Source organism: Ectothiorhodospira shaposhnikovii (genome assembly GCF_022227765.1).
Taxonomy (GTDB): Bacteria; Pseudomonadota; Gammaproteobacteria; order Ectothiorhodospirales; family Ectothiorhodospiraceae; genus Ectothiorhodospira.
This window is the reverse complement of record NZ_JAJMLZ010000002.1, coordinates 102,815-117,303: the sequence shown is the minus strand read 5'-3', so window position 1 is coordinate 117,303 and position 14,489 is coordinate 102,815. Positions and strand designations below refer to the sequence as shown.

Here is a 14,489-nt window from a genome sequence, read left to right as displayed (position 1 = left end):
CATCATGCCCTTGCTCAAGAAGATCCTGATCGCCCTCGTCGCCCTGGCCATTCTGGTGCTGCTGGGGCTGGCCCTGCGGCCCGCGCCCGTCCCGGTCAGTGCCACCGAGGTGATCCGTGGCCCCTTCGCCGAGTTTGTGGAGGAGGAGGGTCGGACCCGCCTGCGTCATGCCTATACCGTCACCGCCCCCATCCATGGCTACCTGCGGCGGGTGACCCTGGAGCCGGGTGACCCGGTGGACATCGACGATGTCCTGTTCCTGCTGGAGCCGGCCCCGGCCCCGGGACTGGACCTGCGCAGCCGGGAACAGGCTCGGGAGGCCGTCCGGGCCGCCGCTGCCCGGCTGGAGGCCGCCCGGGCCGAGTTGGAGGTCCGCCAGGCCGAGAGCCGCCTGGCACGACAGGAGCATGAACGCGGCGAGCGTCTGTTCCGGCAATCCCAGATTGCCGCCGAGGAAAGGGACCGCCGCCTGGCCGTGCGGGATGCGGCCCGGGCGGCGGAACGGGCGGCCCGGTACGGGGTGGAGGTGTCGGGCTTCGATCTGGCCTCTGCCCGCCTGGTACTGGAGATGGCCGATGGTCGTCGCGCCGGTGAGGAGAGCCCGGCCGTGGCCGTCCGCGCCCCGGTCTCGGGGCTGGTGACCCAGCGGCACCGGCACGACGAAGGCCCCATTCAGGCCGGGGAGGCGGTACTGGAACTGGGTAATCTGGATGATCTGGAGGTCAAGGTGGATCTGCTGTCCATGGAGGCCGTGCGCCTGCGTCCCGGGATGCGGGTGATCCTGGAACGCTGGGGCGGCGGCGAAGTTCTGGAGGGCCGGGTGCGGCGGGTGGAACCGGCGGGGTTTGAGAAGGTGTCCGCCCTGGGGGTGGAGGAGCAGCGGGTGCATGTCTGGTCCACGCTGTCATCCCCCCGCGAGCAATGGCGCCATCTGGGGGATGGTTACCGGGTGGAGGCCCGCTTCATGCTTTGGGAAGGGGATGACGTACTCCAGATCCCCACCAGTGCCCTGTTCCGGCACGAAGATGCCTGGGCCGTGTTCCGGATCGAGAACGGGCGTGCCCGCCTGCAACGGGTGGAGATCGGTCGTCGCAGCGGACTGTGGACCCAAGTCCTGGACGGCCTGAATCCGGGGGAGCCCATCATCACCCATCCGGGAGACCGGGTCCGGGAAAACGGCCGGGTCCGGGCCGAGTCACATCAAAACCCGAGTGGATGATCATCGTCATTCCCATGCAGGCTGTACTGTCCTTGCCGGGGCATTCTCCTGAGGCTGTCACCGCAGTCCCGCAGGGCCTTGGCCATCTGGGTGCCGTTCTGGTAGCGCAGGTCGGGGTTTTTCTGCAGGGCCTTTTTCACCATCACCTGGATCACCGGACCCAGTTCGGGGCGCAGCGACAGAATGTCCCCGGGCGGCGACTGGGCGATCTGCGAGATCAGCCCGGTCAGGGTGTCGGCCTTGAACGGCAGTTCACCCGTCAGCAGCTGGTACAGGCACACCCCGAGGGAAAACAGGTCGGCGCGGGCATCCACCGACTGACCCGTGACCAGTTCCGGCGACATGAAGGCGGGGGTGCCCTGGCGCGGACCACCGCCGCCGCGGTCGTGCCCGATGATGCTGGCGATGCCGAAGTCGGTGATCTTCACCGTCCGTCGCTCTCGGTCGTAGATGATGTTGGCCGGCTTGACATCCCGATGCAGGACGCCCTGTTCATGGGCATAGGCCAGTCCCTCGGCCACCTGGGCACAGGCCTCCAGTACCTCGGGGATGGGCAGCAGGGTGTCCGGACGGGTAAAGGCCTCCAGCGGCTCGCCTTCCAGATAATCCATGGCGATGAAGGCCATGTCGTGCTCCTCGCCCACATCGTAGACCGTCACGATATGGCGGTGATCCAGACGTCCGGAAGCCTCCGCCTCGCGAAAGAATCGCTGCTTTGCTTCCTCCCTGACCTCCGGCTCGAAGGCCCGGTCCAGGGCCAGGGTCTTGATCGCCACCCGGCGATTGATATGGGGGTCCACCCCCAGGTAGACGATGCCCATGGCGCCTTTGCCCAGTTGTCTTTCCACCCGGTAGCGGCCGATCATGGGCTGGTCGGTGCCGTCATCGGACAGCAGCAACGCCTTGCCGCCCCGGATGTGCTTCATGTCACCGAGACGGGGCTGTCTGGAGCCGGCGAAGGGCTTGAGGCGGGCCAGTCGTTGCTCGGTATCCTGGAATGCGGGATTCCGGTCCCGCAGATACTGAAAGACCTCCACCGCGCGGCCGTACTGACGTCTGCGCTCAAAGTCGCGGCCCAGTCGGTACAACTCGCCGAACAGCGGCTCCAGGGGGACATGACAGCGTTGCAGGGCCGCGAATGACGGCTCCAGGTGCCCTTGCTCCCGTAACTGCGCCCCCAACTGCAATCGAGCCTCGGCGGCATCCAGCCGATCCCGCGCCAGGCGTCGCGTGAGCCGGGCCTGGACCACCAGCAGCCCGTGCCCCAGCCCGACGAACAGGGCGGGGAGGATGAGCGGTAGCCACCAGCCCGTTGCCGTCAGGGTGGTCAGCGTCAACAGCAGCAGGCCGAGAACCAGGCCGCCGCTGCCGAGGACGGCGCGACGGGAGTCCGGCCCACGGCTTGCCGGCCAGAGCAGGTAGAGGGCCGCCGCCGCCAGCAGCCATCGCTCCAGGGCGTGGAATCCGCCGCCGACACGAACACGGTGACCTTCGTGGACGGCCCCGGCGGCCCAGGCGGTCCAGGCGGCGGGGGGCAGGCTCAGGCCCCCGTGGGTGATGAAGGGGGTCTGATGCGGCTGATTGAGGCCGATGACCACGGCCCGGCCCTCAATCGCGCTCGCCGGCACCCGTTCCATCAGCAGGTCGTCCAGTGTCCAGGTATCCAGCGCCTGTCCCCGGGGATCCCGCCGTGGCGGCACGGCAAGGAGCGACAGGTCAGGGCCAAGGCTCAGGACATCATCGCCCATCCGCACACCCCGGCCGGGTGTCACCACCAGATCACCGGGCGCATGTCCCGCCAGGATGGCCGCCAGCCCCAGGGCCATGCCCGGCGCATGGCCGCCACGTATCGGCAGCAGGGCCGGGTCCGGGGGGTGCGGACGATCCGCGGAGGGTGTCACGGCCACGGTGGCGGCCCCGGACAGGGGTGGGATCGGCACCCGCAGGTGACTGTCGGCCCCGGGCAGGACGGCCGGGCGTGCCAGCAGCCGCAGGACCGGCCATTGCGGCCAGGCCGGAGTGGTGCCGTCCAGCCGTCCTTCCGGCAGGGAGGCCGGCCCGCTGCCCCGATGCAGGGAGGCGGCCACCAGGGCCCTGCCGTGACCTGCCAGCGCCTGGGCCAGACGGGCATCGGTATCCTGGTCGGGGCGGGGTGTCAGGGGCGGGGTTTCCGGGTGATCCAGGTCCAGATGCAGGCCGATGCCCGCGGCCCCCATGACCTGCAGCCGATCCACCGCCCGGGCCAGGATGGCCCGGGAGTAGGGGGTGTGACGGCGGACGTCCTCGTCGCGGATCTCGATCAGGACCACCCCCGGTAGCCGGTCCGGCCGGGGCAACAACTGGGTGGCCGCCTGGCGGACATCCTGTTCCAGGGAACGCAGCGGCACGGTATAACTGCCCGCCAGCCAGGTCAGCAGCAGGACGATGATCAGGATCAGTGCCCCTGTGCCGGGACGGTTCGGTGAGCGGGACAAGGGGCCGAAAACTCCGCGCGTGGATTTCCCGTCAGTTATAGACTGCCGTGACCGGCAAGTCATCCGCCGGCGGCCCCGGCGGTGCCTGAACGAACCCGGTCGGCCCGGGTCAGACCTGAGAGCACTGGATGCTCGATTCCCATTCCCCATTTTCAGGAGACGTCATGAGCCTGCTCATCAAGGGCCAGCTGCGCAGCGACTGGCTGGCCGAGGAAACCGAGGACGGTGAATTCATTCGCAAGGACTCGCTGTTCCGGCACTGGATCACCCCCGACGGTGCGCCCGGGCCGACCGGCGAGGGCGGCTTTCCCGCGGAACCCGGCCGTTATCATCTTTATGTGTCCCTGGCCTGCCCCTGGGCGCACCGCACCCTGATCTTCCGTGCCCTCAAGGGGCTGGAAGATGTCATCGGCGTCTCGGTGGTGAACCCGTTCATGCTGGAGCAGGGCTGGCGCTTTCAGCCCTGGCCGGGGGCCACGGAAGATCACGTCAACGGCTTTGAATACCTGCATCAGGCCTATACCCTGGCGGATCCGGAATACACCGGCATCGTCACCGTGCCCACCCTCTGGGACCGGCATCGCCGGACCATCGTCAACAACGAGTCTTCCGAGATCATCCGCATGTTCAACAGCGCCTTCGAAGCGCATACGGATCAGCACGTGGACTTCTATCCCGAGGCCCTGCGGGGACAGATCGATGCTGTCAACCAAAGGGTCTATGACACGTTGAACAATGGTGTGTACCGGGCCGGGTTCGCCACCGAGCAGGCCGCCTATGAGCGGGCCTTCGACCGTCTGTTCGAGACCCTCGACTGGCTGGAGGCGCGGCTGTCCCGGCAGCGGTATCTGGTGGGTGACCGAATCACCGAGGCGGACTGGCGCCTGTTCACCACCCTGGTGCGCTTTGACGCGGTGTATTACAGCCATTTCAAGTGCAACCGGCAGCGACTGGTGGACTATCCGAATCTGTGGGCGTACACCCGGGAGCTGTATCAGGTGCGGGGGGTGGCGGAGACCGTGAACATGGATCACATCAAGACCCATTACTACGGCAGTCATGAGCATCTGAATCCCGGTGGTATCATCCCCCGCGGCCCGGCGCTGGATTTCATGGCGCCCCATGGCCGTGATCGCATTGACCCCCTCTCCCCGGGGGCGGGGGGTATTTCCTGACTTCCCCTCACCCCAACCCTCTCCCTTGGGGAGAGGGGGGGTGATTGCCCCCTTCCGTCCCTGGCGGAAGGATTCGATTTTGCCGAGGACTGAACGTGACTGGAAAGAAATTGATCGCCCCGGGCATCCTGACCCTGGCCATCCTGGCGGGGGTTGCCTACGTGATCCTGGCGGATCACGCCGCCGCGCCGCCGCCGGCCCGCGGTGCCCAGGGACCGGTGCCGGTGGTGGTGGCCCCCGTGGCCCAGCGCTACTTTGAAACCAGTCTGGAATCCCTCGGCACCGCCCGCGCCAATGAGTCGGTGGAAATCACCGCCCGCATCACCTCGCCGGTGGAGAGCATCGAATTCAGCGACGGTCAGCGGGTGAGCCGCGGCCAGGTACTGGTGCGTCTGGCGGCCGCCGAGGAGATGGCCGAGGCCCGCGAGCGGCAGGTCAGCGTGGAGGAACAGCGTCGGGAGCTGGAGCGCATCCGCGGCCTGGTGGCCGACCGCAACCTGCCCCGGCAGCGCCTGGACGAGCAGCAGTCCCGCCTGAGCGAGGCCCAGGCCCGGCTGGAGGCGGCCCAGGTCCGGGTGGCCGACCGGGTGATCCGTGCCCCCTTCGACGGTGTGGTGGGTTTTCGTCGCGTCAGCCTCGGTGCCCTGGTCACGCCGGGTACCGTCATCACCACCCTGGATGACATCAGCGTCATCAAGCTGGACTTCAGCGTGCCGGAAACTTTCCTGCCCGGGGTGGCCTCGGGACAGCGCATCGAGGCCCGCAGCGCCGCCTACCGGGATCGCACCTTCCAGGGCGAGGTCACCAGCGTGGACACCCGGGTCGACCCCGGCACTCGCGCCGCCATGGTGCGCGCCGCCATCCCCAACCCCGACGGCGCCTTGCGCCCCGGCATGCTCCTGACCGTCACCCTGGTCAAGGACCAGATGGAATCCCTGTCCATTCCCGAATCGGCCCTGATGCAGGTGCGGGATCAGCACTACGTCTTCGTGGTCACCGACGAGGACCGGGTGCGTCGACAGGATGTGGAGGCCGGTCGACGGGTGCCAGGCTACGTGGAAATCCTGGACGGCCTGGAAGCCGGAACCCGGGTGGTCCAGGAAGGCACGGTCCGCATCCGCCCCGGCAGCGCCGTGGAGGTGGTGCGTGAATACCAGCCCATGGGTGGCCGCTCATGATCCTTTCCGATGTTGCCAACCGCCGGCCGGTCCTGGCCGTGGTGATCAGCCTGTTGCTGGTCACCTTCGGGGTGTTGTCCTTTGATCGTCTGCCCCTGCGGGAATATCCGGATATCAACCCGCCGGTGGTGACGGTGCAGACCGATTATCGGGGCGCCAACGCCGCCATCGTCGAGACCAAGATCACCCAGCTCATCGAGGACCGGGTCAGCGGCATCGAGGGGATCAAGTGGATCTCCTCGGAGAGCATCGACGGCCAGTCCCGCCTCACCATCGAATTCCAGATCAACCGGGACATCGACGCCGCCGCCAACGACGTGCGCGAGGCGGTGGCCCGGGTGCTGCGACAGCTGCCGGACGAGGCGGACCCGCCCCAGGTGTTCAAGGCGGATACCAACGCGGATCCCATCATGTGGCTCAATCTGGCCAGCGAACACATGGACGGCCTGCAGCTCACCGATTATGCCGAGCGCTACCTGGTGGACCGCCTGTCCACCGTGGACGGGGTGGCCCTGATCCGGATCGGCGGCGCCAAGCGGTATGCCATGCGCATCTGGCTGGACCGGGAGGCCCTGGCCGCCCGGGGCCTGACGGTGGAGGACGTGGAGTCCGCCCTGCGGCGGGAAAACGTGGAACTCCCCGCCGGACGGGTGGACTCCCTGCAGCGGGAGTTCAACGTGCGCCTGGCCCGCGGCTATCAGAGCGCCGACGATTTTGCCCGCCTGGTGATCCGGCGCGGGGATGACGGCCACCTGGTCCGCCTGGGGGAGGTGGCCCGGGTGGCGGTGGGACCGGAGAACGATCGTACCGAACTGCGCGGCAACGGCGAGGACATGGTGGGCCTGGGCATCATCCAGCAGTCCACCGCCAACACCCTGGCCGTGTCCCGGGCGGTGCGGGCGGAAGTGGACCTGATCAACCCCACCCTGCCCGAAGGCACCCGCATCGCCATGAGCTATGACACCTCGGTGTTCATCGACGGTGCCATCAAGGAGGTGTTCACCACCCTGTTCATTGCCATGCTGGTGGTGATCCTGGTGATCTACCTGTTCCTGGGCAGCGTGCGGGCCATGCTGGTGCCGGCGGTGACCGTGCCGGTCTCCCTCACGGCGGCCTTCATCGCCCTCTATGCCCTGGGTTTTTCCGTCAACCTGCTCACCCTGCTGGCGTTGGTGCTGGCCATCGGCCTGGTGGTGGACGATGCCATCGTGGTGCTGGAGAACATCCATCGGCGCATCGAGGCCGGCGAGCCGCCCCTGTTGGCGGCCTACCGGGGGGCACGGCAGGTGGGTTTTGCGGTGGTGGCCACCACCCTGGTTCTCATCTCCGTGTTCGTGCCCCTGGCCTTCCTGGAGGGCAATATCGGGCGTCTGTTCACCGAGTTCGCCCTGGCCATGGCGGCGGCGGTGGCCTTTTCCAGCATCGTGGCCCTGACCCTGTCGCCGGTGATGTGTGCCCGTCTGATCCGCAAGGATACCGGCAAGACCGGGCTGAATCATGTCATGGCGGTAACCTTTGATCGTCTGTCGGCCCTCTACGGCAAGGCGCTGCGGGGTTCCCTCAAGGTGCCGGTGGTGACCGGGGTGGTCATGGTGGCCATGCTGGTGGCCATCATCAGTCTGGTCGAGCGCATTCCCAACGAATACGCCCCGCCGGAAGACCGGGGGGCCTTCTTCGTCCTGGTGGACGGCCCGGAGGGGGCGGGCTACGAGCACATGCAGTCCCAGATGCGCCAGGTGGAGGCCCGGCTCATGCCCTTGATCGAATCCGGCGAGGCCATCCGGGTGCTGGCCCGCACCCCGCGGGGCTTCGGCGGCGCGGAGGCGGTGAACAACGGTTTCGGCATCGTGGTGCTGGCCCACTGGAACGATCGTGAGCGCTCCGCCTGGGAGATCATGAGCGCCCTGTCCGCCGAACTGGCCCAGATCCCGGACGTGCGGGCCATCACCGTCATGCGCCAGGGGTTGGGCGGGCGCCGGGTGGGCCAGCCGGTCCAGTTCGTCATCGGTGGTCCCAGCTATGATGAACTGGTGGAATGGCGGGACCTGATCATCGAACGGGCTTCGGAAAACCCCAACCTGAGAAATCTGGATTCCGATTTCAAGGAAACCCGGCCCCAGCTGATGGTGACCATCGACAAGGACCGGGCGGCGGATCTGGGGGTGTCCTTCGAGAGCATCGGCCGGACCCTGGAAACGGTGCTGGGCTCGCGGCGGGTGACCACCTACATCGACCGGGGCGAGGAGTATGACGTGATCCTGGAGGGGATACCGGATCAGCGCCGGACCCCCGACGACATCCGCAACATCTACGTGCGCTCCACCACCACGGGGGCGCTGATCCCCCTGTCCAACGTGGTGAGTTTCGTGGAGCAGGCGGACGCGGCCACTTTGAGCCGCTACAACCGCATGCGCGCCATCACCATCACCGCGGGTCTGGCCCCGGGCTACACCCTGGGGGAGGCCCTGGAGTACCTGGAGCGTATCGCCGCGGAGGAACTGCCGGCGGAGGCACGCATCGACTACAAGGGGGAATCCCTGGAGTTCAAGGAGGCGGGTGGTGCCATCCTGTTCATCTTCGTGCTGGCCTTGGTGGTGGTGTTTTTGGTGCTGGCGGCCCAGTTCGAGAGCTTCGTCCAGCCGGCGGTGATCCTCACCACCGTGCCGCTGGCGGTGGTGGGGGCGCTGGTGGGACTGCTGCTGACCGGCCAGACCCTCAACATCTACAGCCAGATCGGGATCGTCATGCTCATCGGTCTGGCGGCCAAGAACGGCATTCTGATCGTGGAGTTCACCAACCAGTTGCGGGACACCGGACGTGAGTTCCGGGAGGCCCTGGTGGAGGCGGCGCAGATCCGGCTACGGCCGGTGCTGATGACGGCCTTCACCACGGTGATGGGCACCCTGCCGCTGATCCTGGCCAGCGGTCCGGGTGCGGAGAGCCGGTTCGTGATCGGCACCGTGGTGTTTGCCGGCGTGCTGTTCGCCACCCTGTTCACCCTGTTCGTGGTGCCGGTGGCCTACCAGACCCTGGCCCGCAACACCACCTCGCCGGGCGAGACCGGGAGGCGCATTGACGAACTGGACCGGCAACATGGGGAAGCCGGGGTTTGAGGTGCCGGGGAGATGGGGGCTATTCCGCCCCCTGAAACCGCAACGCCGCCGAGTTGATGCAGTAGCGCAGTCCGGTGGGCGGTGGGCCGTCCTCGAACACATGCCCCAGGTGGGCATCGCAGCCGGCGCAGCGCACCTCTACCCGGGTCATGAACAGGCTGCGATCCTCATGCCGTTCCAGGGCCGATTCACTCACTGGCTGCCAGTAGCTGGGCCAGCCGCTACCCGAGTCGTACTTGTGATCACTGTTGAACAGCGGGGCATCACAGCAGATGCAGTGATATACCCCCGCGGCCTTGTGATCATGGAAACAGCCGGTGAAGGCCCGTTCCGTGCCCGCCTCCCGGGTGACGCGATACTGCTCCGGCGTCAGTTCGGCACGCCACTGGGCCTCGGACTTGCTCACCTTCTCGTTCATGATGCAGACACCTCGTCGTTTTTTGATCCCCATCCGGGATCGGTTATGATCATATCGCCACGCTTCCCTATCCACCCTGGAGGGGCTGCCTTCGCCCGCCCCACGGGGGAGAATGGCCGGAAAGAATGTCAAGGCCGGTTCGTCCACGGACGATCTGTCGGGACCTTTCTCCAGATAGGGAGTGCGCAGTGAGTGTTCATCACATTGGGACAGTGCCGGGCAGGGAAAGACTCCCTGGGATGAGGTGTCCGCCATGACATGCCAAGACTGCCAGATCATCGAGCGCTGTGAACCCGGACCGGGGCGGCTCTATCTGGCGCCGTTCCTGTCCCACACCCTCAAGGCACTCCACAAACACCTGCAGGCCCAGGGCTATCCGGTTCACAACGGCATCGAAGGGGTTCTGGAGATCCGCCTGGGCAACGGTGATCTGCAGCCGCTGGCCCAACGGCTCAAGGATCAGTTGAGCGAGGCCGAGATCCGGGACTGTCAGGCCGCCTTGCTGCCCGAGGATCAATCCTTCGGCATCGCCCATCTGCCCCGTACCCAGAGCCTGCACGCCCTGCTGGCGCGGGCCTGCAGCGGCTGGCTGGTGGACATCATCGAGACGGAAAGCCTGGTGTTCCATTTCCAGCCCATCGTCCATACCCGGCGCCCGGATCAGATCTTCGCCTACGAATCCCTCATGCGCGGACAAAGCCCCGGGGAACACTCGCTCATCTATCCGGATCGGTTGCTGGAGCAGGCCAGGGCCGCCCGCCTCATGTTCCAGCTTGACCGGACCGCCCGCATCAATGCCATTCGTCAGGCGACGGGTCACAACATCCGCTGCAATATCTTCATCAATTTCAATCCCACCACCATCTACGATCCGGCCTACTGTCTCCAGACCACCCTGAACGAAGTCCGCCGGCTTGGCGCCGATCCGCAGCGTTTCGTGTTCGAAGTGGTGGAAACCGAGGCCGTCTCCGACACCGCCCACCTGCGCCGGATCGTGGATTTCTATCGCGAGGCCGGCTTTCGCGTGGCACTGGACGATCTGGGCGCCGGCTATGCCTCCCTCAACCTGCTGGCGGAGTTGCGGCCGGATTTCGTCAAGTTCGATCGTGCTATGGTGAAAGGGATCGACCAGGACCCCTTCCGCCAGAAGGTGCTGGCCAAGCTGATCGAAATGGCCGGCGAACTGGACATCGCCACCATCGCCGAGGGCGTGGAAACCCGCGCCGAATGGGACTGGCTGCGCGGCAGGCGGGTGGACTATGTGCAGGGTTACCTGTTTGCCCGCCCGGCGACACCGCCGCCGGCCCCCGAGGTGCCCGAAGATCCGAGATGACGACGAGGGAGACCCCCGCTTGACCGACCCCATCAGCTCCGCCTACCGCCTCCTTGAGGCCTCCCAGGTGCACTACCAGGGCCGGGTGGTCGGCACCATCGCCAGCCTGGATGCACAAGCCCCCGCCGAGAATTACGCCGACTGCTTCGTCCGGGATTTCGTCCCCTCCGGCCTGGTGTTCCTGCTGGACGGTCGCCACGACATTGTCCGCGACTTTCTGGCCCTGGTGCTCAAGCTGCGGGATCAGCAGGAAGAGGTGGAGGGTCACCGGGCGGTGGCCAAGGTGATGCCCGCCAGTTTCCGGGTGCTGTGCAACGAGGCCGGGGAGGAGGAGATCCACACCGATTTCGGTGACCGGGCCATCGGCCGGGTGGCACCGGTGGATTCCATGATGTGGTGGCTGATCCTGCTGGTGGCCTATGAGCGGGTCAGCGGAGATACCGCCTTCACCCGTTCCCCGGAGTGCCGGCGGGGCGTGCGCATGATCCTCAACATCTGCCTGCAGGATCGGTTCGAGATCTTCCCGACCCTGCTGGTGCCCGACGGCTCGTTCATGATCGACCGGCGCATGGGGGTCTACGGCCACCCCCTGGAAATCCAGTCCCTGTTCTTCGGCGCTTTGCGGGCGGCCCTGGAACTGCTGGACCCGGAAGACGCGGAAAGCCAGGCCATCCATCAGCAGTCGTGCAAGCGTCTGGACCAGCTCACCGAGTACGTGCGCCACTATTACTGGCTGGACGAGGACCGGCTCAACCGGATCCATCGCTACCGTACCGAGATCTTCGGCCATGATTCGGAGAATGCCCTGAACATCCATCCGGAGAGCATCCCCGCCTGGGTCAGCGACTGGTTGCCCCCGCAGACCGGCTATCTGGTGGGCAACCTGGGACCGGGACGGATGGATTTTCGCTTCTTCTCCCTGGGCAACCTGCTGGCGGTGCTGTTCGGTCTGGCGGACCCGGAGCAGGGGCGGCGCATCATGGCCCTGTTCGACCAGCGCTGGAGCGATCTGGCGGGGATGATGCCGGTGAAGATCTGTTTCCCCGCCATGGAAGGGGATGAATGGCGGCTGATGACCGGTTCCGATCCCAAGAACATCCCCTGGTCCTATCACAACGGCGGCAACTGGCCGGCCCTGCTGTGGGCCTTCGTCGCCGCCGCCCTCCACGCCGGGCGGGAAGACCTGGCCCGCCGTGCCCATGACACCGCCGCCCCCCGTCTCTACGCCAACGGCTGGCCCGAATACTACGACGGGCGCAACGGCCGTCTCATCGGCCGCCGCTCCAACTTCAATCAGACCTGGTCGGCCACCGCGCTGATCCTGTCACACAAGTTCATCGAGGACCCGTCCACCCTGGACGTCTTGAGCCTCAAGGGATACGAGAAACGATGAAGAAAACCCAAAGCAAGGCCCGTCAGGGCGAGGGCCTGTATATCGTCCTGATCAGCATCCACGGCCTGGTCCGTGGGGATGACCTGGAACTAGGACGCGATGCCGACACCGGCGGACAGATCAAGTACGTGGTGGAACTGGCCCGTGCCCTGGGCGCCCACCCCGAAGTGGGGCGCGTCGACCTGCTCACCCGCCGGGTGGTGGACAACCGGGTGTCCGACGACTATGCCCAGCCGGAAGAAGACCTGGGCAACGGGGTGCGGATCATCCGCCTGGACTGCGGCCCACGCCGTTATTTGCGCAAGGAAAAGCTCTGGCCCTATCTGGACTGCTTTGCCGACAACGCCATCAAGCACATCCGTCAGGTGGGCCTGATGCCGGACGTGGTGCACGGCCACTATGCCGATGCCGGGCACGTGGCGGTGCGGGTGGCCAACCTGATGGGAGTGCCGCTGGTGCAGACCGGTCATTCCCTGGGTCGGGTCAAGCGGGAGCGCCTGCTGGAGAAGGGCGCCACGGCGGACGAGATCGAGCGCCGCTACCACATCGGTCGCCGCATCGAGGCCGAGGAGGAGGTCCTGGGCAACGCCTACATGGTCATTGCCAGCACCCGGCAGGAGGTGGAGGAACAATATGCCCTCTACGACCATTACCGCCCGGAACGCATGGTGGTGATCCCGCCGGGCACGGACCTGAGCCGGTTCCATCCTCCCCGGGCCCGAGCCCCCCGTCCAGCCATTTACCAGACCCTCAAGCGCTTTCTCGCGGACCCGGACAAGCCCATGATCATGGCCCTGTCCCGACCCGACGAGCGCAAGAACATTCCCACCCTGGTCAAGGCCTATGCCGAACATCCGGCACTGCGCAAGATCGCCAACCTGGTCATCGTCGCCGGCAACCGGGACAGCATCCGCGAGATGGACAAGGGGCCGCGGGATGTCCTCACCGAGGTGATGATGCTCATCGACGACCATGACCTCTACGGCGCCGTAGCCTTCCCCAAGCATCATGCGGCCGACGATGTGCCCGATCTCTACCGCTTGGTGACCCGCACCCGGGGCGTCTTCGTCAATCCGGCCCTGACCGAACCCTTCGGTCTGACCCTGATCGAGGCTTCCGCCAGCGGCGCCCCCATCGTGGCCACGGAAGACGGCGGTCCCCGGGACATCCTGGCCCACTGCAACAACGGGGAACTGGTGCACCCCCTGGACTGCCGGGCCATGGCGGAGGCCATCCACGGCATCCTCGTGGACCCCGACCGCTGGAAGCGCCTGTCCGACAACGGTCTCAAGGGAGTGCGCCGGCACTATGCCTGGGAAGGTCACGCGGAGAATTACATCAAGCGGCTCAAGGGGCTGCGCCGGGAGGCCAGCCGCTATCGCCGGGGGCAGCAGCGTCTCTCCGGCAAGCTGTCCCAGGCGGATCGGGCACTGATTTCCGACATCGACAACACCCTGCTGGGTGACCGGGGCTCCCTGCGGGTGATGCTGCAACGGCTCAAGGAGCGGGGCAGGGGGGTGGCCTTCGGCATTGCCACCGGTCGTCGCCTGGACTCGGCCATCCAGGTACTCAAGGAATGGGGCGTGCCCACGCCGGACGTGATGATCACTTCCGTGGGCGCCGAGATCCATTACGGCCCGGAGATGACCGAGGACCAGGGCTGGTCCCGCCACATCGATCACCGCTGGAACCCGGAGGCCCTGCGCCGCCTGTTGCTGGACCTGCCGGGCATCACCCTGCAGCCGACGGAGGATCAGCGCCGCCACAAGCTCAGTTTCTTCGTCGACCCGGCCAAGGCCCCCGGCATGAAGGAGATCGAGCGACTGCTGCATCAGGAAGATCTGCACGCCAACATCATCTATTCCCACGACCACTTTCTGGACCTGTTGCCGGTACGGGCTTCCAAGGGCTTTGCCGTGCGCTACTTCGCCGACAAGTGGGGTATCCCCCTGGACCACACCCTGGTGGCGGGGGACTCGGGCAATGACGAGGACATGCTGCGGGGCAGTACCCTGGGCGTGGTGGTCGGCAATCACCAGCCCGAACTGGAACATCTCTACGGCTTCCGACGGGTGTACTTCGCCGATGCCACCCATGCGGGCGGCATCGCGGAGGCCTTCGATCACTACGACTTCTTCGGCCGCTGCGGGGTGCCCGGGGATGACGATGAGGAGTGACCGGCTGCC

9 protein-coding genes are annotated in these 14,489 nt (G+C 66.6%); 7 read left to right on the top strand and 2 right to left on the bottom strand.

The window, feature by feature from the left end; translation table 11 throughout:
• Positions 1–4 precede the first annotated feature (4 nt).
• Positions 5–1,219 (top strand): efflux RND transporter periplasmic adaptor subunit, encoded by a 1,215-nt coding sequence (locus LQD11_RS03150; RefSeq protein WP_238616223.1) that lies wholly within the window; start codon positions 5–7, stop codon positions 1,217–1,219.
• Here LQD11_RS03150 and LQD11_RS03145 read toward each other — a convergent pair.
• Positions 1,201–3,693 (bottom strand): protein kinase domain-containing protein, encoded by a 2,493-nt coding sequence (locus LQD11_RS03145; protein WP_238616222.1) that lies wholly within the window; start codon positions 3,691–3,693, stop codon positions 1,201–1,203. The genes LQD11_RS03150 and LQD11_RS03145 overlap by 19 nt on opposite strands.
• A 164-nt stretch (positions 3,694–3,857) precedes the next feature.
• Between LQD11_RS03145 and LQD11_RS03140 the strand changes: the two genes are divergently transcribed.
• From LQD11_RS03140 to LQD11_RS03130, 3 genes are all read left to right on the top strand, one after another.
• The gene (locus LQD11_RS03140) at positions 3,858–4,868 is read left to right on the top strand and encodes a glutathione S-transferase family protein (protein ID WP_238616221.1); all 1,011 of its coding nucleotides are present in this window, start codon (positions 3,858–3,860) and stop codon (positions 4,866–4,868) included.
• Positions 4,869–4,963: 95 nt separating this feature from the next.
• Positions 4,964–6,046 (top strand): efflux RND transporter periplasmic adaptor subunit, encoded by a 1,083-nt coding sequence (locus tag LQD11_RS03135; protein WP_238616220.1) that lies wholly within the window; start codon positions 4,964–4,966, stop codon positions 6,044–6,046.
• A complete protein-coding gene (locus LQD11_RS03130) occupies positions 6,043–9,159 on the top strand; it encodes an efflux RND transporter permease subunit (RefSeq protein WP_238616219.1) in 3,117 nt (1,038 codons plus the stop codon). Before LQD11_RS03135 ends, LQD11_RS03130 begins: the two co-directional genes overlap by 4 nt.
• Before the next feature lie 19 nt (positions 9,160–9,178).
• Here LQD11_RS03130 and msrB read toward each other — a convergent pair whose 3' ends face one another.
• Positions 9,179–9,577 carry a peptide-methionine (R)-S-oxide reductase MsrB gene (gene msrB, locus LQD11_RS03125; RefSeq protein ID WP_238616218.1) on the bottom strand — a complete coding sequence of 133 codons (399 nt, stop codon included), beginning with the start codon at positions 9,575–9,577 and terminating at the stop codon, positions 9,179–9,181.
• 253 nt (positions 9,578–9,830) lie between these two features.
• Here msrB and LQD11_RS03120 point away from each other — a divergent pair, with 253 nt between their 5' ends.
• From LQD11_RS03120 to LQD11_RS03110, 3 genes are read left to right on the top strand one after another with little or no spacing between them, the layout of a single operon-like run.
• On the top strand, positions 9,831–10,910 hold the full coding sequence (locus tag LQD11_RS03120) for an EAL domain-containing protein (protein WP_238616217.1): 1,080 nt from the start codon (positions 9,831–9,833) through the stop codon (positions 10,908–10,910).
• 19 nt (positions 10,911–10,929) lie between these two features.
• Positions 10,930–12,303 (top strand): glycoside hydrolase 100 family protein, encoded by a 1,374-nt coding sequence (locus LQD11_RS03115; protein ID WP_238616216.1) that lies wholly within the window; start codon positions 10,930–10,932, stop codon positions 12,301–12,303.
• Positions 12,300–14,480, top strand: coding sequence for an HAD-IIB family hydrolase (locus LQD11_RS03110; RefSeq protein ID WP_238616215.1), 2,181 nt, complete (start codon positions 12,300–12,302; stop codon positions 14,478–14,480). The genes LQD11_RS03115 and LQD11_RS03110 overlap by 4 nt, the downstream gene beginning before the upstream one ends.
• Positions 14,481–14,489: the final 9 nt, after the last annotated feature.

Bases quoted from the DNA above. Each gene is read 5' to 3' on its own strand.
- LQD11_RS03150 (WP_238616223.1), top strand. From the start codon at position 5: ATGCCCTTGCTCAAGAAGATCCTGATCGCCCTCGTCGCCCTGGCCATT.
- LQD11_RS03140 (WP_238616221.1), top strand. From the start codon at position 3,858: ATGAGCCTGCTCATCAAGGGCCAGCTGCGCAGCGACTGGCTGGCCGAG.
- LQD11_RS03130 (WP_238616219.1), top strand. From the start codon at position 6,043: ATGATCCTTTCCGATGTTGCCAACCGCCGGCCGGTCCTGGCCGTGGTG.
- msrB (WP_238616218.1), bottom strand. From the start codon at position 9,577: ATGAACGAGAAGGTGAGCAAGTCCGAGGCCCAGTGGCGTGCCGAACTG.
- LQD11_RS03120 (WP_238616217.1), top strand. From the start codon at position 9,831: ATGACATGCCAAGACTGCCAGATCATCGAGCGCTGTGAACCCGGACCG.
- LQD11_RS03110 (WP_238616215.1), top strand. From the start codon at position 12,300: ATGAAGAAAACCCAAAGCAAGGCCCGTCAGGGCGAGGGCCTGTATATC.